The organism is Alicyclobacillus shizuokensis NBRC 103103 (genome assembly GCF_001552255.1).
In the GTDB taxonomy this organism is placed as follows: domain Bacteria; phylum Bacillota; class Bacilli; order Alicyclobacillales; family Alicyclobacillaceae; genus Alicyclobacillus_G; species Alicyclobacillus_G shizuokensis.
On sequence record NZ_BCQV01000051.1, the window covers coordinates 1 to 18,576 of the forward strand.

General features: G+C 59.6%; 17 protein-coding genes. 13 read left to right on the forward strand and 4 right to left on the reverse strand.

The window, feature by feature from the left end:
- Positions 1–1,731: 1,731 nt before the first annotated feature.
- The 10 genes from ASH01S_RS19595 to ASH01S_RS15525 all read left to right on the forward strand — a co-directional run bounded on the left by ASH01S_RS19595 (position 1,732) and on the right by ASH01S_RS15525 (position 9,391).
- Entirely contained in the window at positions 1,732–1,914 is a 183-nt protein-coding gene (locus tag ASH01S_RS19595; protein WP_306302873.1) for an OPT/YSL family transporter, read from the forward strand.
- A gap of 45 nt (positions 1,915–1,959) precedes the next feature.
- Positions 1,960–2,910, forward strand: coding sequence for an aminopeptidase (locus ASH01S_RS15485; protein ID WP_067929362.1), 951 nt, complete (start codon positions 1,960–1,962; stop codon positions 2,908–2,910).
- A 181-nt stretch (positions 2,911–3,091) separates the two neighbouring features.
- The gene (locus tag ASH01S_RS15490; protein WP_067929348.1) at positions 3,092–3,862 is read left to right on the forward strand and encodes a DeoR/GlpR family DNA-binding transcription regulator; all 771 of its coding nucleotides are present in this window, start codon (positions 3,092–3,094) and stop codon (positions 3,860–3,862) included.
- A gap of 13 nt (positions 3,863–3,875) precedes the next feature.
- A complete protein-coding gene (locus tag ASH01S_RS15495) occupies positions 3,876–5,159 on the forward strand; it encodes a four-carbon acid sugar kinase family protein (protein WP_067929349.1) in 1,284 nt (427 codons plus the stop codon).
- 6 nt (positions 5,160–5,165) lie between these two features.
- Complete coding sequence (gene pdxA / locus ASH01S_RS15500; RefSeq protein ID WP_067929350.1) at positions 5,166–6,182, forward strand: 4-hydroxythreonine-4-phosphate dehydrogenase PdxA; 1,017 nt, start codon at positions 5,166–5,168, stop codon at positions 6,180–6,182.
- A gap of 22 nt (positions 6,183–6,204) precedes the next feature.
- Positions 6,205–7,194 (forward strand): 2-keto-3-deoxygluconate permease, encoded by a 990-nt coding sequence (locus tag ASH01S_RS15505; protein ID WP_067929351.1) that lies wholly within the window; start codon positions 6,205–6,207, stop codon positions 7,192–7,194.
- 65 nt (positions 7,195–7,259) lie between these two features.
- Positions 7,260–7,664, forward strand: coding sequence for a disulfide bond formation protein B (locus ASH01S_RS15510; protein WP_067929352.1), 405 nt, complete (start codon positions 7,260–7,262; stop codon positions 7,662–7,664).
- Positions 7,665–7,725: 61 nt separating this feature from the next.
- Positions 7,726–8,232: a DinB family protein gene (locus ASH01S_RS15515; protein ID WP_067929353.1), complete on the forward strand. Its 507-nt coding sequence runs from the start codon at positions 7,726–7,728 to the stop codon at positions 8,230–8,232.
- Positions 8,233–8,275: 43 nt separating this feature from the next.
- Positions 8,276–8,893, forward strand: coding sequence for a hypothetical protein (locus tag ASH01S_RS15520; protein ID WP_067929354.1), 618 nt, complete (start codon positions 8,276–8,278; stop codon positions 8,891–8,893).
- A gap of 93 nt (positions 8,894–8,986) precedes the next feature.
- Positions 8,987–9,391, forward strand: a complete 405-nt coding sequence (locus tag ASH01S_RS15525) for a gamma-glutamylcyclotransferase family protein (RefSeq protein WP_067929355.1) — start codon at positions 8,987–8,989, stop codon at positions 9,389–9,391.
- Between the two features lie 12 nt (positions 9,392–9,403).
- Here ASH01S_RS15525 and ASH01S_RS15530 read toward each other — a convergent pair whose 3' ends face one another.
- The gene (locus ASH01S_RS15530; protein ID WP_067929356.1) at positions 9,404–10,114 is read right to left on the reverse strand and encodes an SOS response-associated peptidase; all 711 of its coding nucleotides are present in this window, start codon (positions 10,112–10,114) and stop codon (positions 9,404–9,406) included.
- Between the two features lie 688 nt (positions 10,115–10,802).
- Here ASH01S_RS15530 and ASH01S_RS15535 point away from each other — a divergent pair.
- Together ASH01S_RS15535 and ASH01S_RS15540 are read left to right on the forward strand one after the other, a co-directional pair.
- Positions 10,803–13,712, forward strand: a complete 2,910-nt coding sequence (locus ASH01S_RS15535) for an Ig-like domain-containing protein (RefSeq protein ID WP_067929357.1) — start codon at positions 10,803–10,805, stop codon at positions 13,710–13,712.
- A 370-nt stretch (positions 13,713–14,082) separates the two neighbouring features.
- Complete coding sequence (locus ASH01S_RS15540; protein WP_067929358.1) at positions 14,083–15,099, forward strand: transglutaminase domain-containing protein; 1,017 nt, start codon at positions 14,083–14,085, stop codon at positions 15,097–15,099.
- Between the two features lie 69 nt (positions 15,100–15,168).
- On the opposite strand, the gene ASH01S_RS15545 is transcribed toward ASH01S_RS15540, so the two are convergent.
- The 3 genes from ASH01S_RS15545 to ASH01S_RS15555 all read right to left on the reverse strand — a co-directional run bounded on the left by ASH01S_RS15545 (position 15,169) and on the right by ASH01S_RS15555 (position 18,230).
- Positions 15,169–16,356: a thermonuclease family protein gene (locus tag ASH01S_RS15545; protein WP_067929359.1), complete on the reverse strand. Its 1,188-nt coding sequence runs from the start codon at positions 16,354–16,356 to the stop codon at positions 15,169–15,171.
- Positions 16,357–16,702: 346 nt separating this feature from the next.
- A complete protein-coding gene (locus ASH01S_RS15550) occupies positions 16,703–17,422 on the reverse strand; it encodes a 3-ketoacyl-ACP reductase (RefSeq protein WP_067929360.1) in 720 nt (239 codons plus the stop codon).
- Between the two features lie 85 nt (positions 17,423–17,507).
- Positions 17,508–18,230 carry a DsbA family oxidoreductase gene (locus tag ASH01S_RS15555; RefSeq protein WP_067929361.1) on the reverse strand — a complete coding sequence of 241 codons (723 nt, stop codon included), beginning with the start codon at positions 18,228–18,230 and terminating at the stop codon, positions 17,508–17,510.
- A 140-nt stretch (positions 18,231–18,370) separates the two neighbouring features.
- Between ASH01S_RS15555 and ASH01S_RS15560 the strand changes: the two genes are divergently transcribed.
- Positions 18,371–18,576 (forward strand): UPF0236 family protein (locus tag ASH01S_RS15560; protein WP_217996343.1); only part of this gene is annotated, 206 nt, incomplete at its 3' end.

The following is an 18,576-nucleotide window of genomic DNA, read 5'->3' on the forward strand; positions in this document are numbered from 1 at the left end:
CCATAGAACTTGGAATAGAGTACATAGAGTACTCCACGACAAATTCCGAGAGTGGAGAGGCGATGATTGTGGTCCAGTTGAGAGAAGGATAATTGGTATTAAATACAACAGCAATGATACTGCGTGTACGCGTAAACGCTACGGCCTCTTTCTCAAACGCATAAGTTGATTGAGCACCATGTGGTATGCTCCAGGGCGGCTATAAATATCTGAGCCTAAGCCGAGAGGGAAGGACGAAACTTGAAAAAATAGTTTCGGTCGGGATTGTTCTTACTATAGCAACCGTCGGTGTGGTAGGATGTGGAATCAACACTAGTGCTATTTGTCAACATATTGGTAGGATTCCTAGGCGCAATTATCGGCATGCAATTGATTGTATCGCTTGGAGTTACGCCTAACACGGCTATCATTCATTGGCGCCTTGATTGCCATGTTGATTGCCCGTATCCCGCTTGCCGCGTTGCAAAAATTTAAAACGATTCATCGCCAGAATCTCGTACAGACGACCATCTCCGGAGCGACTTTCGGTGCAGCCAACGCGTTGCTGCTTCCTATCGGCATCCCTTTCTTGTTTGGCAGACCGAATCTGGTATGGCCGACGCTGATTGGTGTTGCTTTGGCTCTTTTGATTGACGCCACGATTCTCTACAAACTCTTCGACACCCGGATCTTCCCAGCCGCCAACGTTTGGCCTCCGGGAATTGCTACCGGCGAGGCTATCTTTGCCGGGGATCAAGGCGGCCGTCGAGGACGACTGCTCTTATACGGTACAGGGATTGGGCTTATAGGCTCCTTTTTCGGGATCTCGATGTCTGCATTCGGTGTGGCCCTCATTGGCAATATCTGGGCCTTAGCTATGTGGGGCATAGGTCTTCTGGTCAAGGGATATGACAAGCAATTGTTCGGAGTGGACATGGATGCCTATTACATCCCGCACGGCATCATGGTCGGCGCGGGGATTGTCGCCTTGATTCAGGTCATCTGGGTGCTTTCGAGAAAGCGACATGCGTCCCCAGACCCACGTTCATCTGAATCGGTAACCACAACGGACACGAGTGGACCTGTCTCCGCAGCTGACATTCAGCTGCCATTAACGCGCACAGACAAAGACATTTCGAAGGCCGTTCTGTACGGCTTCCTGGCTTTTCTGCTTTGTTCCGTATTGTTGGCGTTGATGACCGGTCTATGGGCGCACATGTCGATAGGAGCGCTCGTTGCTTGGGTGGTCTTTGCCGCCTTTGTGGCGCTGGCGCACGAGTTGATTGTCGGATTGTCGGCGATGCATGCTGGCTGGTTCCCTGCCTTTGCGGTGGCATTGATCTCGTTGGTTGTCGGGATGTTGCTGGGCTTTCCGGCTACGCCTCTGGCTGTGCTGGTGGCGTTCTGCGCTGCCACGGGTCCTGCATTTGCCGACATGGGGTATGATTTCAAGTGTGGCTGGATCCTGCGCTCCAATCGGAGCCGCTCCTATGAACTGCAGGGGCGTCGTCAACAATACTGGGCTTCGCTATTGGGGTTCGCGACCGCGTTCTTCACCGTCGCCCTGTTCCAGCATCATTATTTCGCCAACGGACTCATACCGCCGGTGGATAAGGTGTATGTTGCCACTATCAAGGCCGGATTGACCGATCCGCATATCGCAGCCAACCTGCTGCTCTGGGCCATTCCTGGCGCCATCGTGCAGTTGATTGGCGTCCTTCGCGGCAGATTGGTGTCTTGTTTGCCACCGGATTGCTCATCAACAACCCAATCGCCGGTTGGTCCGTATTGGCGGGTATCATCATTCGGCTTGTGGTGGTCAAAATCTACGGAAAACAAGCGGAAAGCACCATGAGCATTCTGGCGGCCGGATTTATTGCCGGCGACGCTCTGTATGGATTTTTCGGTTCATTGTTCAAATTTTTCAAGGTTTAAACCAATGCGATTCCAACCGTGCGAGGGGGAGAAAGATTGCAACCTGTGTCCGATAAGTTGGTCGCCACAGGAAGTCGGATTCTGGTTGAGTGTCTCGGTTTGGCCACTTCGGAAACGCTGTTGGTCGTGTCCGACGGGACGCGGCCAGAGATATGCGCGGCGCTGGTGGAGGCCGGCCGCAAGCTGGGCGCGGAATCGATTCTCATGGAGATGGCGCCCCGCCAGAGAAGTGGCGAGGAACCGCCGGCCGTGGTGGCGGACGCGATGAGGCGAGTCAATGTGGTGGTCTGCCCGACCCTGCACTCTCTGACACATACCCAGGCGAGAAAGGACGCGGTGAAGGCGGGGGCGCGCATGGCCACCATGCCTGGAATCACGCTCGACATGTTTGAGCATGGCCCCATTACCGCCGATTACGCGGAGGTTGAACGGCTGACGCAGCGGGTTGCGGATATCCTGACGGGCGGGAGGCACGTCCGCATCGAAAAGGATGGAGCGGTGTTTGAGTGCAGCATCGCCGGTAGATGCGGAATCCCAAGCACGGGAATCTACAGGGAACCGGGACAATCCGGCAATTTGCCGTCCGGGGAAGCGTATATCGCGCCGGTCGAGGGATCAGGAGAAGGGGAGCTGATTGTCGACGGGTCCATGGTCGGCCTGGGTCTCCTGAAAAGCCCTTTGCGCCTGGTCGTCGAGAACGGATTGCTTGTGGAGGCGGAAGGCGACAGGGCGGGAGAGTGGCTCGAGAAACTCGGCGACAGCCGCGAAGCGCGCAATGTGGCCGAATTGGGGATTGGCACCAATCCTAAGGCGCGCTTGACCGGTGTCATTCTCGAAGACGAAAAGGCCTACGGGACCATCCATGTCGCATTTGGCAGCAACGCTACTTTTGGCGGCACGGTCCAAGCCGGCGTGCATTTGGACGGTGTGATTCGGAAACCGACGGTATATGTGGACGGGCAGTTGCTGCTCAAAGATGGCCAACCGGTGATATAGCCGTCATATAGCCATCATAAAGCCGCTATGCATAAAGCCGCCATGCGCGCATCGCTCCCAGCCGCCCCCGTGCCCGAACTCGTAGAGCACGGGGGCGTTTCTGGTTTGACAACGTGCCGCCCGTGTTGTATTACTTTATGAGAATACGTTTTCTGTAATCGTATTCCCAGGGGTGATGGGCATGGTGACGATTCGGGATGTGGCGGCGCGTGCGGGGGTGTCTGTGGCGACGGTGTCGCGGGTGCTCAACGGTGTGCCGACGGTCGACGAGGAATTGGCTGCGCGCGTGCGGCAGGCGGCGGAGGAGCTGAACTACCAACCGAACCAGGCGGGGCGGAACCTGCGGATGCGCATCGACACGGAATACGGCCCGGAGTTTGCCGTGCGGTCGCGTGAGCACCTGGTGGCGAAGCGACAGATTGCGGCGCGCGCGGCGCAGATGGTGGAGCCCACCGACGTGATTGCTTTGGACTCCGGATCCACCATCGCGCTGATGTGTCCGCATTTGCCGGCCGAAGTCCTGGTCTATACCAATTCGCTGGCGGTGCTGCAGCCGGCAGCGCGTCGCGGCGCCATCGTGCACCTGGCGCCGGGTAGGTACGTGCCGGAAATGGCAGCGGTGTTCGGCAGCGAGACGGACGCTTACTTCCGCCACCAGCGGGTGGACAAGTACTTTCTGTCCTCCGCCAAAGTGGACGTGCGCCGTGGTCTGTACAACTTCAATCCGCTGACCGCCTCTGTGAAGCGCGCCGCGATGGAAACTGCGGGGATGTCCATCCTGCTCGTGGATCACCATAAATTCTGCGATGCGGGGCTTGACGCGTACGCGCCGTTGACCCAGGTCGACCTGCTCATCACCGATTTTATTCCGGCGCCCTACCGCGAAATCGTGGAGCAATGCGGTGTTCCCATCGTGGAAATCCATCCGCAGGGGGGCGGGGAGAGCGAGTGAAAGGCGGCGAGGCATGTTGGAAGGACAGAAGGCGTCCGCGCGCGTCCACATCCTGGCGGATGACCTGACCGGGGCTGCGGATGCGGCCAACTACTTTCAGGTCGGCGGGTACAGGGTGCGCGTCGGGTTGGATGCGGACCGGCCCTGGGAGCCTCAACTGGGTGTCGATGTGGTGCAGGTAGCCGACACCGAGACCCGCGGCCTCCCACCAGCGGAGGCCCGGCGCCGCGTCTATCAGGCTGCGGCAGGAGCTTCCGGCGGACGCGTGTACAAAAAGGTGGACTCCACCCTGCGGGGCCACCTCGGCCTGGAGATTGAGACCGCGCTCTTGGGGCTGGGGCGCCGTGTGGCCGTCCTTGCCCCGGCTTTTCCGGCGAACGGCAGGCAGGTCGAGGGCGGACGCCTGACCGTGGCCGGGGTTCCCGTGCACCGGACCGCCTTTGGCCGGGATCCGCGCAACCCTGTCCGGTCTGACCGAATCCGCGAGGTCCTCGCGGAGACGACCTCCTTGCCGGTGGCGGAGTTGCCGCTGGCGATTGTCCGCAGCGGCCCGGATGCGATTTTGACCTGGATGAGCCGCCTGGAATCCGGGGAACGGATTGTGGTGGCGGATGCCACCGAGGATCAAGACCTGTGTGCCGTGGCGGAGGCGTTTGCGGATCGACCGGACATCCTCCTGTGCGGGTCCGCCGGGCTGGCAAAACAGCTGCCGCGCCTTTGGCTGGCGCCCATGGATGGCGAAGCGCGCGACCGGGGGCTGCCCGCGGTCGGTTGCGACAAGGTGTTGGTGGTGGTGGGCAGTGCCAATCCGGCGGCGCACGAACAACTGGAAGTCATGGCCGGGAAGACGGGCGCCCCGGTGATTGAACTCAATCCCTCCCTGTTGGCCGACGACCTGGCCCGGCAGTGGGAGATGGAGCGCGCCCAGCGCGCCCTCGCCCAAACCTGCCATTCGGTGGTGGCTCTCCGCCTCGGCCTCAAGAGGCTGGATAGGGGGGATCGGCGATTGGAAGCGGATCTAGCAGCGGCGGCGAGGGTGTGGTCCGAGCGATGGGCCGGTGGGACGGTGGGGTTTGTCGCCACCGGTGGGGATACCGCGCTGGCGCTGTGCAAGGCGCTCGGGGCCCGGGCGCTGTGGCCCGGGGGAGAGGTGACGACGGGGATTCCCTGGAACACGGTGGAGACCGAGAGCGGACGCACTTGGATGGTGACGAAGGCAGGCGGGTTTGGCGATCCGGACGCGCTGCTGCGGGCGGTGCGGTTCTTGCGGAACATGAACAACGAAAAGTGGAGATGACGTGTCATGACGAAACCGTTGGTTGCCGTGACGATGGGAGACCCGGCGGGTATTGGGCCGGAAATCAGCCTGCTGGCGCTGGACGCGCCCGAGTGCCGGGAACGTGTACGGCCGCTTATCATCGGTGACCTGGGGCGCCTGCGCGAGGCCGGCCGGATTCTCGAGGAAGCGGGGCGTTTCCCCAATGGAGCGCCGGAGCTGCGGGAAATCCAGGGAGTGGAGGAGGCCGCGTTCGCGGCGGGTACCATCGACGTCCTCCATCTCGCCAATGTGCCGAGCGGCCTGCCGTGGGGCAAGGTCACGCGCGAGGCGGGGCAGGCGGCGTTCGATTATGTGCGCAAGTCGGTGGAGTTGGCCGTGCAAAAGCAGGTGGACGCTGTCTGCACCGCGCCCATCAACAAGGAGGCCTGGAAGCTGGCGGGGGTGAAGTATCCCGGGCACACCGAGGCGCTGGCGGCGCTGTCCGGATCGGCCAGTTCCGCCATGATGCTGGTCAATGCAGGACTGCGTGTGGTGCACGTGACCACCCACGTCAGTCTGCGCCAGGCCATCGAGATGGCGACCACGGAGCGGATTTTGGAGCGCATCCGGCTGACGGCGGCCTCGTTGCAACAGTTTGGCTTGCCGAATCCGAAGATTGCCGTCGCTGGGCTCAATCCCCACGCTGGCGAAGGGGGGCTGTTTGGCGACGAGGACGAGCGCCAGATTCAACCCGCGGTCGACCAGGCGCGGGCGGAGGGCCTGCAGGTGACAGGTCCGCTGCCGCCGGACTCTGTGTACGCACGCGCGGCAAGCGGCGAGTTCGACGCCGTGATTGCCATGTACCATGACCAAGGGCACATCGCCATCAAAATGCTGGGGTTTGACACCGGCATCAATGTCACCCTCGGCCTGCCGATTCTGCGGACATCGGTTGATCACGGAACCGCCTTCGACATCGCCGGACGCGGCGTCGCGCGCGAACGGAGTATGATTGCGGCCATCCAGGTGGCGGCCGATTTTCTCACCGGAAGTGCGGGATAAGACGGAGTGGAGGGGAATTTCCTTGCGAATCAAACGTGCCATCGACAAAGTGCCGGGCGGGATGATGTTGATCCCGCTCCTTATCGGAGCCATTCTGCGCACCCTGTTCCCGAACCTCGGGGACGACACGGTGTTCACAAGTTCCTTCACCGGCGGCTTGTTCACCGGTACGCTCGCGCTGCTGGCCGCTTTTTACGTCTGCCTCGGGGCTACCATCCAGTTTCGTTCGGCTGGGTACATCCTCAAGAAGGGCGTCGCCCTGTGGGTTGGCAAGATCTTTACAGCGGCTGTCATTGGGCTGTTGATTAAATACGTGGCGTCAGATCAGAACCACCTGGTGCTCGGCCTGTCCGCCCTGGCCATTGTGGCCGCGTTCAGCGACACCAACGGGGGCCTGTACATGGCGCTCATGGGCCAGCTCGGCAAGCGGGTCGAAGATGTCGCTGCGTATTCCATCATGTCCTTGGAGTCAGGGCCCTTTTTCACTATGCTCATCCTGGGTGTGGCAGGGCTGGCCTCGTTCCCTTTGCTGGCGTTCGTCTATGCCATTCTGCCGCTCCTCATTGGCATGGTGCTCGGCAACCTGGATGAGGAAATGCGAAAATTTTTAAGCAAAGGGCAGGACGTGCTCATCCCGCTGTTCTCCCTGGCGCTTGGCTTTGGCATCAATCTGGCGAACGTGGTTCAGGCGGGCGCGTCCGGCATCATCCTGGGTCTCGCTGTGGTGGTCATAACGGGCGTTGTGTTGATCCTGCTCGACCGGGTTACGGGCGGTTCTGGCGTGGGAGGCCTGGCGGCGGCGTCCACGGCGGGCAACGCGGCTGCGGTGCCGGTCGCCGTCGCGGCGGTGTATCCAGCGTACAAGGGGATCGCGGCGACGGCCACAGTGCAGGTGGCCGCAGCGGTGATTGTGACTGCGATTTTGGTGCCGATTTTGACGGCTTGGTACGCGCGCTGGGCGGATAGACGGGAGGAATCGAGGCGGGGACGGGAGAATCCAAGTGTCCTTTGAGCCTGTACGACCAGCGTGTCACTGCGTGAGAGGGATCCGTTGAGCATGGCATCGGGGGGATGGCGATGGACAGGTGGGCGCTTCTCCGTTTGGCCCTTTCGGTGGTGGCCAGCGGAATCAGTTTGTACTGGAGCTTGGGCCTCGGCTGGCTACCGTGCGATTTGTGCTGGTACGAGCGGATTTGCATGTATCCTATCGCACTGATTTCCCTGGTGTCCATGGCGAGGCGGATCCCGTCCCGCCCGTACACCCTGCCGCTTGCGGCCGTGGGCGGGTGCGTTTCCTTGTACCACTACCTGATACAAATGGTGCCTGCCTTGAACTCCAGCACTTCTTGCACCTCTTTTGTATCCTGCGCAACCCCGGACTTTGTGGTGTTTGGGTTCATCACGCCGCCGCTCTTGGCGCTCGTCGCGTTCCTGGCCATCCTTGGGTTGGACGTGCTGGGCCATCGGGACAGACGGGCGTAAGATGCATGTTGCTGTGGCTGTTTCGAAAGTATGATATTTTTAGCATAAAGGAGTTGGTGGCATGAACCGAGAGTTGTATGCCTGGGTGCAGGAGTCGCGCCGCGTCCTGCTCAACTCCTGTCACAGCCTGCGGGACGGGGAATTCTCCCGGCCGGTGGACGGGTTTGGCTGGGGAAGCATCCGCAGCACGCTGGTCCATGTGGCGGATTGCTACAGGGCGTGGCTGGGGGCGTTCGCGCTGGGCAGTTTGGCGCATCCGTTTGCGTCGGACGAGGAACTGGACAGCATGGACGTAGGCGACGTGGCGAGTCGATTCGCGGGAGTGGACGACGTGGTCGTGGAGTTCCTCGATGAATTTGATGCGGATGCGCTGCGACCGATACGGCGCACGATTCCTTGGCGGGCGCCGGCGGTCCTGGAGGTCTCGCCGCAACAGTTGTTCATGCACACCATCACCCATGAATTTCACCACAAGGGCCAGATTGTCTCGATGATGCGGCAAATGGGCCATGTGCCGCCGGATACAGACCTGTTGTGCGGAGTGAAGAGCGAGAATCCCAGGCCGTAAATGTGGCCCGGGAGGTCGCGGCTTGTTGGGGAGGTGATTGCTTGTGCGCGTAACTCGCATACGTCGCCGCAGACCGACGAAGCACTATGATGAGAGGGTACTGCCGATAGATGAGCAGTTATGTGCCCTGATTGCGAGACGCAAGGCGGTGGCAGGAGGGAACCCTGGGTTCCCGCCGCTGGAGCAGATTGACTGCTGGGCAGGCCAGTTTGGTCTTTCTGAGCACCGCTTGGACAGTGTGTTTCACACGCTGTACAACGAAGACTTGTACCAGCACCGGGTGGAGCCTAGCAGGTATCTGCGCGCGGTTCCGGTTATGAGATGGGCGGAGCAGGACGGGCAGGTCTTTCTTGTTACGCATCTGCGCCAGTATGAGAATGCGAGCGTCGTCTATTTTCAGATTGACAACAAGTCGGAATCGAACATTGATCAGGGTGGCCCCCGTCGTCATCACTTTGTCCACTGGGAGCTTTCCGTCGGTCCTGGGTATGAGTGTTATATGGAGAGTGGATCTGGGGACGAGCAGCAGTTTGTCCATCGATTTGTCGTCAGCCCGGCGCTGCCAGACGATGTCTCGAGCATCCCGTTTACGTTTACCTGGACACCGCGATGGTCGGAAGAAGACTCGGAGTCGGAGGGCGGGACGGTGGTCTTGACGTAGGCCGAATCCGAGACAGATTGTGCGTGGTTTCCGATGCGCATCTCTTGTCCCACAGGCATGTGGATGTACGCCACATAGCAGGGGAGGGCCATCATGCTGGTGTTTGTATACGGAACCTTGCGAGAACATGAGCAGAACCACCATCTGCTGGCCGGATCGAAAATCGTAGCGAGGCAGGCGCGGGTGCGGGGACGGCTGTACGACACGGGCGAAGGATATCCGGCCCTGTTGGAAGACCCGGAGGCCTGGACGCACGGGGAAGTCTACGACGTCAGCGCGGCGGTTCTGCTGCGCCTGGACGAACTCGAGGAGTATCACGGGCCGGGGGAAGACAACCTGTACAACCGTGTGCTGATGCCGGTGCAGACGGATGCGGGCGAGATGGCGGCGCAGGTGTACGTGTACGCGGATGCATCGGCCGCTGCCGGGTTTCCGGAGGTGGCGGGCGGTGACTGGCGCGCCGCGCGGGTGCGAGAGGGCGGAGTGTCCAAGCTTTAGGCAATCCGCCGGTCAGGGCAGGCCCAACGTGGTCTGGCTTCCTTCCGGGCCCTGCCCATGGTGGTCATAGGGCTGCAGCAAAGCGGCGTCGTCGTGGCGCACGTTGCCGACGCGCGGGTGCACCGGGTACGCCGCCATCTCCTCCTGCGAAGGCCGCAGCAGCGACGCGGCCACATCGGCGTCGGTCAGCCCCGCGTCCAGCCACGCCGCCAATGCCGAATCGTCCAGAATGACGGGCATGCGGTTGTGGATGGCGGCCATGAATTCATTGGGCGCGCAGGTCACGATGGCGAAGGAGGAAACTTTGCGGCCGTCCGGCCCGGTGAATGTGTCGTAGATGCCCGCCAGGGCGAACACCGGCCGCTGGCGGAGCCGGATGCGCAAGGGCTGTTTGGTGTCCTGCCGCCACTCGTAAAACGAATCGACGGGGACGGCGCAGCGTCTGCGCGCGAGAAGGGGACGGAACCAGCGGCTGTCAAGCAGGGTCTCCGCGCGGGCGTTGATGGGGCGCACGGGCGGTCGTTTGGGCGTGGCAAACCGCGGCACAAGCCCCCAGGACAAGGGGCCGATGCGGCGCCGGTTCCCGTCCGCGACGATGACGGGGACGTCCTGCGTCGGGGCGACATTGTAGCGCGCCGGCCAGGAGAACCCGTCCGCTATCACCTGAAAATACGCCAGCACCTCCGACCAATCCTCAAACGCCTGCGTGAACCGTCCGCACATTCCCATACCCCCGCACCCATTATAGGGTGGGGGCTGAATCCTCCGCAAAACACTCGGCACGGGCGCTGTGGCCGCCGCTTATGTGGCGGAGCTGTGCTGGATGAGTCTGGAAATCCGGTTGTGCGACGTGGTGGCCAGGGCTTCCATGCCGCCGCGATCTCGCGTTTATCTGCCTTATCTCCTATAATCTTGATTTTCCGCTTTACCAAATTGACTATCATCAGTATAATAAAACGGCAGCAAGCTTTTCCTCCGGATCCGTAGATCTAGATACGCTTCCAAGTATGTGTGAAAAAAAGGGCGAAAAGCGTCGTGATTTTTTTGCCCGCGACAAGGAGATTTGAGAGTCTTGTCGTATATGCATATTATGTGATATGGGTATCTATATCTGCGTTACCATGTTTACTCGGCAGAGTGAAAATAGAAGAGGGGGGGTAAGTATTGGCGCGCGCAGCACGTTTTGCATTGAAAGGAGGGATGCCTTCCTGTGAGATTGCTTGGAGGGCACTCTGAGACGCGCGGCGCAAGCGCGCCGGGGCGGAGACATGGCGCGCTCGTGAGCCATGGAGACGAAGCCCCAAGCTGGCTTGCAGGAGACAGAAACGGGTGCGTTTGGTGACTTGTCACCATCCCGTCATCAATCTTCAAGAGTTGCATCTTTTGAAGGAGTCAAGGAGGAGGAACGCACTTGAAGCGTGCATTGAAGGGCATCGCGGCAGCATCCGTAGTACTCGGTACCATGGCCGCACCTATGTCTGCATACGCGGCAACCACGCACTACAACACGACCAAAGTCGCGCATGAATCGGCGACAACTCTGAAAAGCATTATGGTGACAAAGACCGAGAAGTTCACGGTCACCATCAAGGATTCGCACAACAAGCCCATCAAGGGAGCGTTGGTGACCTTCCGGAGCTCCAACCGGAGTGTGGCCACGGCTTCCCCTGGAAACGTTGTGACGAACAGCCAGGGGCAGGCCACGGTGACCATCACCGGCCACAAGGCTGGAACCGCCTATTTCACCGTAACGGCGAACGGCGTGTCGCACAAGTACAAGGTGACTGTGACCCAGCCGGCGGCGCCGACCGTGAGCATCACCGGTTTGAGCAATAACCAGACCGTCCTGACGGCTTCGCAAACCGTGACGGTGAAGAGCAACGAGAAGTCGGTCAAGTTGTACCTGAACGGTAAGCTGCAGAGCGGCAATGGCCCGACCTTCAAGCTAACGCTGCGCGATGGCAAAAACACCATCACCGCTGTCGTCACGAATGGTGTGGAGACGAAGAAGCAGAGCATCTATGTCACGCTCGGAGAGCCCAGTGTGAGCATCACCGGCCTGAGCGACGGGCAAGTTGTCACAACGGCCTCTCAGAAGGTCACCGTGAACAGCAATGAGAAGTCCGTCAAATTGTACCTCAACGGTAAGCTTCAGAGCGGCAGTGGCCCGGACTTCAACCTGACGCTGCGTGAAGGCAAGAACACCATTACTGCTGTGGCCACCAACGGCGTTGATACCAAGAAGCAGAGCATCTATGTGACCTACAATCCTCAAGTGGCTGTTTCGTCGGTAAGTGCTATCAACGCCGAGCAGATTCAGGTTGTGTTCAACGAGCCGGTTGACAAGAAGACCGCTGAGGATGTTACCAACTACACCTTGAATGGTACCAATCTGAATAGCAACGCCGCTACTGGCGGTGCGCCAGCTACTTCCGACGCGAAAGCATCCCTGCAAGCGGACGGTAAGACGGTAATCATTACAGTAGGTTCGACAGGTGGCTTTCAGGCTGACCTGTCTACGAAGACAGGGTACCTGTTCACTGTGGACGGCGTGAAGAGTGCTGATGGAACCAGCACCGTTTCGAAGTACTCTACAACCTTCAGCTTTGCTGGCGATACCACGCCCGCCACTGTCACTAACGTTAGTGCTTCTGCCGGCAGCGCGAGCAGCACAACCACTGTAGTGGTCGACTTCAGCGAACCTGTTAAGGGCACGGGGCTGTACTACATTAACGGCGAGGCGGCTACGATCGCATCGGCTTCCCTTGCTGGTAGTGCGGTGACAGTAACCTCTGGGTTACCCGCCTCTCCTGTTGATTCCATTACCCTTACTGCTCCGAAAGCCTTGGCCGCTGGTAGCTCAAACAGCCTGCAAATCGTGAACGAAGCCGACACGTCTGGTAACTATACCAATGTTACACAGAGCTTTACGGTGACGCAGGACACCGTGGCGCCGACGGTTTCGAGCGTGTCTGCGGTGGACGATCACACGATTCGCGTGACGTTCTCGAAGAAGATTGACCCGACTACCCTGGAGACAGCGGATGCAGGAAGCGCTTTAAAAGATGTGCAAATTTTGAAGTCTGACGGCACTAACGTTACTGGTGCCACCGTGGCTCCCACGGCCAATGACACGACTGGGACTGAGTACGACATCACGTACAAACCGGCCTCGACGGACTGGGATGCCAACGGGAACTTGGCTTTGACCTTGGTGTTCACGAACGGCATCAAGGATACGTCGGGGAATGCTCTGTCACCCAGCACCCAAAGTGTAACCTTGCACAAAAACACTGTTGTACCGAAGGTCACGAGCATTCAGTACGCCGAACCGGGTGCAAAAGTGGATGGTACGACAGTTGGTACGAATGGCGCGTTTGTGGTGACGTTCAACGAGCCGATTGCTGTGAACGACGTAACAACGGGTCAATATACCGCTGTGGATGACAGTGGTAATGATGTGACCTCGACGTTGGATAAGCTGACGGCTCAGTACGACGGCAATGGCGACAATAATATCCTGGTGCTGTCACCGTCGAACGCGGTTCCTTCTACTGCGAAGAGCATTACGTTCTACTTCAGTGCTGGGGCGTTCACAGATGATTCCGCAGCGGCCAACACGAGCGCCGACCAGACGGTAACCGTCGATCTGACGAAGGGCGCAACGGCACCGGATACGACAGCTCCGACTGTTAAAATTACAGGAGCTTCGGCTACACCTGTGAATGGTCTGAATCACAACGCGATCACCTATACGGTTGACAACGATGTTGACCCTTCGACTGTTCTGAATTTGAACAACTACCGTCTCAATGGCGCTGCATTGCCGAGCGGATCGTATGTAACTATTGCCTCGGGTACGCCTGATACGGTGACCGTTCACCTCGGGACGGGTACGATTAAGACCAGCGGTGATTACTCGTTTACTGTGATGAACATCGCTGACAAGTCAGGCAACGTTGCAAATACCGCTGTAAAAACGGTCTCGCTCACGAGCGATGTTGCTCCGACGTTGACGGGAGCGTCGTTCGGCAATGATGGTCAGACGCTTATCCTGACTTTCAGCAAGCATGTGTCGGGCGCGAACGGGAATGATGGTGACTTTACTGTGAAGCTCAATGGAACTACTCTGGCACCTAGTACTGACTTCACAGTCGCCGATGGCACAGGCGCACTTGATGGAGATGTTATTGTGACCTTTGGTAGCGGCGTAACCATCAAACCGGGCGATACGGTCACCGTGAGCGTGTCCGGTAGCGATGTGAAAGATGGAGACGGCAACGTGGTGGCTGGCTCCAACACGGTGAGTGCGACCAAGTAATAGGCGTCCTCTTGCCGCAGTGGAAGTAGGGAGTTCCCCTCGTGGGGGCTCCCTCTTTTGCTTTGTAGGATAAGAGACAGGTTCCATTGAGGCAGACACCTTCTCACTCTCTCTCCGCTTGACTCGTGGTTATCGGGGGGAATGGGATTGTAGCTGCTTCTAGTGCTCGCCATCCTGGCCCTACCCGCAGCGTTTCCGGTGCCTTAAAAGCACACACGGTAAGGCGGGAAAGGCAACGCCGTCTGCCTCTCGCCTCCTATGAAAGAATTCTCCTCCACATCCTCGCCGACCATCCCCAAGGGGTGATAGAATAAAATCGCAAATAGTCGAACTCATAGTGGGGTCTGAGAGTAAGGGGGGACATTCTCTCGTGCGCCGATTGGGGTCTTTATGCGGTGTGGCCGTGTTGGTGCTGTTTGGCTGGCTGGCGTTCGCGGGGCAGAAGCCGCTCGCCAATTGGCTGGCTCGTGAGGAGTGGACCGGCTCTGCCGGGTCGCTCCCTCTGCCTGCCCACAAGCTGGTGATGCCAGCGGACAGCCAGTCCGATGAGGAAGTACTGGATGGAGCACCGATGAAGGTGCAGACCGCGACCCATGTGGCTCAGGTGCACGGGAGTGCCCCGCCTGCCAATTACAAGAACGAGATCTATCGACACCTGGAGCAAAGGGACAGTTCCTTCACGCTCACGTGGCCTCATCTGCGCTCCGTTGGCCAGGCGGAGCAGGCGTTCCGCGCGGCTGCCGCGGCCGATCCGTACGTCGACTGGAACATCAGCCGCTGGACGGTGGAGTGCACGTGGCTGGCTTCCAAAGATACGGTGCGGTTCTATGTGAAGTACCGCGAGTCGAAGGCGGAGAGTGCGTTCGTGAACACCCGCGTTCACAAAATCCTGCGGCAGATCATCAAGCCGGGTATGCTCGATTTTCAGAAGGAAAAGGCCATCCACGATTGGATTGTCCAGCATGTGCAGTATGACGTGAGTGGGACGCGCTACACAGCCTACGACGCTCTGGCCAGCGGCAAGGCGGTGTGCCAAGGATACGCTCTGCTGGCGTACCGCATGCTGACTGACGCTGGCATCCCCACACGCATCATCACCGGAACCGCGGACGGATCGCACATGTGGAACGAGGTGAAGCTGCACGGGCGCTGGTACCAGCTCGACGTGACCTGGGACGACCCGCTCGGGGACAGACCCAAGGACGTCTCCTACGCCTACTTCAATTTAACAGATGCGCAATTGGCCAAGGACCACCATTGGGACCACCGGCAGGGCCCCGCCGCGGTCACCGATTTTGTCCATGAACTGCGCACCTTGGAAAGCTCGGACAAGGCCCATAAGTCGGTCTACGTGAGCCTCTTGAGCGTTCTGAAGGGACGGCACTAGCCCTCCGTGGCCTTATCGGGAATCTCACGCACCACCGGAGGGCTAAGCTAGGGGCTTTGCCTTTGTCCGTCACGACACGTGTACGTAGGTCCTGAGCGTTTTTCCGTTCGCCCGGATGATGACGGGCCAGGATCCGCGCGTGGTGTTGGTGCCGACGGTCCACGTCCAGCTGATGAGCCCGCTGGAGTTGGCGTATTTCGGTCCGAGGCCTTTGGCCTTGCTGGGGCCGCTCTTGTAGTCGACCTCGATGGTGCCCAGGGCTTTCGGCTTCGTGCGGACGGTGATGCTGGCTTTTTGGCCCCGACGCACGCTCAGATGCGACGAGACGATGCTGAGGCCGCTCGTTTTGCTGGTTGATGCGCTCTTCGTCCCGTTCTTGATGTTGCTTACGCTGCTGTAGGCGCTGGAACTCGCCGTCGCCGAAGACGCTTGGCCGCTGCACCCGCGCGTCGATTCATGATGGGCCTTCGCCCAACTGCAGGCGATGGAGAGGTTGTAGCCGCTTTCGGTCACATACCCCTTGATGCTCCAAATGCCCAGGTGATGAGCTTTGGCGTACGCCTGGTCCGATTGGAGCGCCGACAGGTGGTCGGTGTTTGGCGGGTAGATGTACGCGACCCGCGCGTAGCCTTTGCGCACTACATCCTCGTTGTACATGTCGTGCGGCGTGATGTACACGTAGGCGAGCAGCCGTCCGTACTTGTCCCGCGTGTAGCCCTTGTGGCCCTCCTGCAGGTATATGTGCTTGCCGACAGGCAGGCGGCTCTTCGCGTAGTCGGCCGCCGTTTGGCCGTACGGCTCCACAGGTTTGACCGGATCGACATCCTCGGGCGTGTCAATCAGCAGCATGCGGACCGTCTCGTCCTTGCCGTTCAGCCGCACATGAATGGTGTCCCCGTCCACATCCCGGGAGACCACTGCGGGCACCAGCTCTTTCGGCACGCTCGTGGCGGTTTGGTGGCTGGACGTGTTAGAAGACGCCTTGGCCGGGTTTTGGTGGGTTGCGCTGGCCTCGTGAGCCTGCGCAGATTGGCTCCCCTGGGAGGCGTGCGGGTTGGGCGATTGCCGGGCCGTTTGTGTGGTGGCCGTGGACGACGATGTCGCGGCGTTCCCCGTGCTCGAAGAAGGCGACGCCGCGCAGCCGCTGGCCACAGCGGCCGAGAGGCAAATGGCGGCGAAGCGCATCATCCAGCGCCGCGTCGCGCGAGCATGGTTCCGTTTGTTCTGTTTATGGAAGAGTCGAGATGCAATTCCCACTTCTATCCCCCCTCTCCTTGTTTATATCATGTTTTCGCATAGGAGAGACCAGCTCTCTCATGGCGAGTGCTCTTTTGGAGTTAGTAGGATATTACGGAACAGGCGATTCCAATGAGTCTTTGTAGATAACAGCGTGCCTGCTGGTAGCTATCTGAAAAAGATGGACGCAGAACATGATGAAATGAGGGGAAAGCGGCGAGACGGGTCGCACGGTAGGCAACCCGTCCGCTTTTTCGCCCGGCCACGCAGCCCTTCTATCTCATGAAGACCTAGCGTGGAGTCTGGTGCGGCATGATTCCCCAGCAGCAATAGGGTTGGGGATTATCCCTTGCTGCCATTTTGAGGGTTACTGGGGATTGGTCATCCACAACCCGGCCGTCTTCACGAACACCCGCTGCGGGAGTTTCAGACAAGCCAGGACCAACTCGGCCACATCCTCCGGCTGCATCATGTGGTCCTCATCGCCAATCGGCAGGCCGAGGCTGGCCGCCATGCCCGTGTTTACAGTGCTTGGCGTGAGAGCCGTAACGCGAATGTTGTTGCGGCGGACCTCTTGCATCAACGATTCGGTTAAGCCCATGATGGCAAACTTCGAGGCGGAGTAGGCCGACGTGGTTGCGGCCCCGCGTTCTCCGGATGTGGAGCTGATGTTGATGATGTTGCCGGTGTTGCGCTCAATCATCTGCGGCAATACGGCTCTTGTGGTGTAGTACGTGCCGAACAGGTTGACGCGTACAATCTGTTCAAAGTCCTCGGGTGCCATCTCCACCAGCTTGCCAAATTTGGCCGTGCCGGCATTGTTAATGAGGATATCTATCGGCCCTAGTTCCGACTGGATGTTTTGCACCGCCGCTTCAATCGCCTCGCGCTGAGAGACATCTGCCGCCGCTGTAGCCACCCGGACGCCATACGAAGCCCGCAGGCTGGCCGCCAGGTCCGCCAGATCACTCTGAGTGCGGGCCACCAGACCCACGTTTACGCCTTCCTTCGCCAAGCGCGTGCTGATGGCGCGGCCAATGCCTTTGCCTGCGCCTGTGACGAGGGCGACTTTGCCTTTGAGGTCCATCCACTCTTCCCCCTGTAGACTGATAGAATGTCAGCAGCCGAAATAAGGATAGCGCGAAAGCTAGAGTTTCACAAATATCGACCGCTCATACAGAGCACGATCCGTCCGTGCAAGCGGGGCTGTCCGCGTCTTGGCTGTCATCCCCCACAAGCACCAGACGGGGCTTGTTCTTCTGTTCCTCTTCCCACGCCTTTTGCAGGGTGTCGACAAACAACGCGATGGGCTGGGCGCCGGAAATCGCGTAGCGGCGGTTCACGACGAAAAACGGCACGCCGTGGATGCCAAGCTGCTGCGCCTCGGCTTCGTCGGCCCGCACGCGCTCGCTGCAGCCGCCTTCCTCCAGCATGGACCGGGTTTCCTCGGCATCCAGGCCGGCTTCCGAGGCAATCTGGACCAACACCAGGCGGTCGCCGATGTGCAGGGAGTCGGTGAAATACGCCTTGAACAACCGTTCCACCACAGTCTCGCCGGCTCCCTTCTGGGCGGCGAATTGGGCCAGGCGGTGGGCGTCAAACGTGTTGGTGGGAATCATGGTGTCAAAGTGGTAGGTGAGTCCCACCGCGGCCGCGCGTTCGGCCATCTTGGCGTTTGCGGCCCGGGCTTCCTCCAGGCTCATGCCGTACTTGGCGGCCAACCGCTCGTGCACAGATGTGCCCGGGTTTACCGGGGAGGCCGGATCGAGTTCAAAGCTTTTGAACACGACCTCCGCCTTGTCGGCCAGGCCGGTGCTGCACAGCGCCTGCTCCAGGTGGCGCTTGCCGATGTAGCAAAACGGACAGACAAAATCCGACCATACTTCAATCTTCATGGGTCAACCCTCCTCTGAGCGTGTAAAGTTTCAGTAGGGGCTTTTCCCCGGGAGGAAGGGGGAAGGCAAAAATAGAAGAGACCTCACAACTCACCACAAAACAACAGCCGCGTTGCAGCGCGGCAAGGAGTGAGGTCTCTGTGTTCCCGATTCGACACGCCTTGAGTGTTTTCCTGCAACTGATGGCTGACCTTTATTCGGTAATTTCTGACTCCAGGAGCTTTGCGGAGTTGGAGGAGGGCGTGGAGAAGGCTATCGGGCTGAGCGCACGCAGTCTGCTGGCACAAGCTCTAGAGACCGTGGATGAACAGCTGATGCGCTGTCGGGACAAAGATCGCTATGAGTT

Bases quoted from the DNA above. Each gene is read 5' to 3' on its own strand.
- ASH01S_RS15490 (WP_067929348.1), top strand. From the start codon at position 3,092: ATGGTGACGATTCGGGATGTGGCGGCGCGTGCGGGGGTGTCTGTGGCG.
- ASH01S_RS15495 (WP_067929349.1), top strand. From the start codon at position 3,876: ATGTTGGAAGGACAGAAGGCGTCCGCGCGCGTCCACATCCTGGCGGAT.
- pdxA (WP_067929350.1), top strand. From the start codon at position 5,166: ATGACGAAACCGTTGGTTGCCGTGACGATGGGAGACCCGGCGGGTATT.
- ASH01S_RS15510 (WP_067929352.1), top strand. From the start codon at position 7,260: ATGGACAGGTGGGCGCTTCTCCGTTTGGCCCTTTCGGTGGTGGCCAGC.
- ASH01S_RS15515 (WP_067929353.1), top strand. From the start codon at position 7,726: ATGAACCGAGAGTTGTATGCCTGGGTGCAGGAGTCGCGCCGCGTCCTG.
- ASH01S_RS15525 (WP_067929355.1), top strand. From the start codon at position 8,987: ATGCTGGTGTTTGTATACGGAACCTTGCGAGAACATGAGCAGAACCAC.
- ASH01S_RS15530 (WP_067929356.1), bottom strand. From the start codon at position 10,114: ATGTGCGGACGGTTCACGCAGGCGTTTGAGGATTGGTCGGAGGTGCTG.
- ASH01S_RS15550 (WP_067929360.1), bottom strand. From the start codon at position 17,422: ATGGACCTCAAAGGCAAAGTCGCCCTCGTCACAGGCGCAGGCAAAGGC.
- ASH01S_RS15555 (WP_067929361.1), bottom strand. From the start codon at position 18,230: ATGAAGATTGAAGTATGGTCGGATTTTGTCTGTCCGTTTTGCTACATC.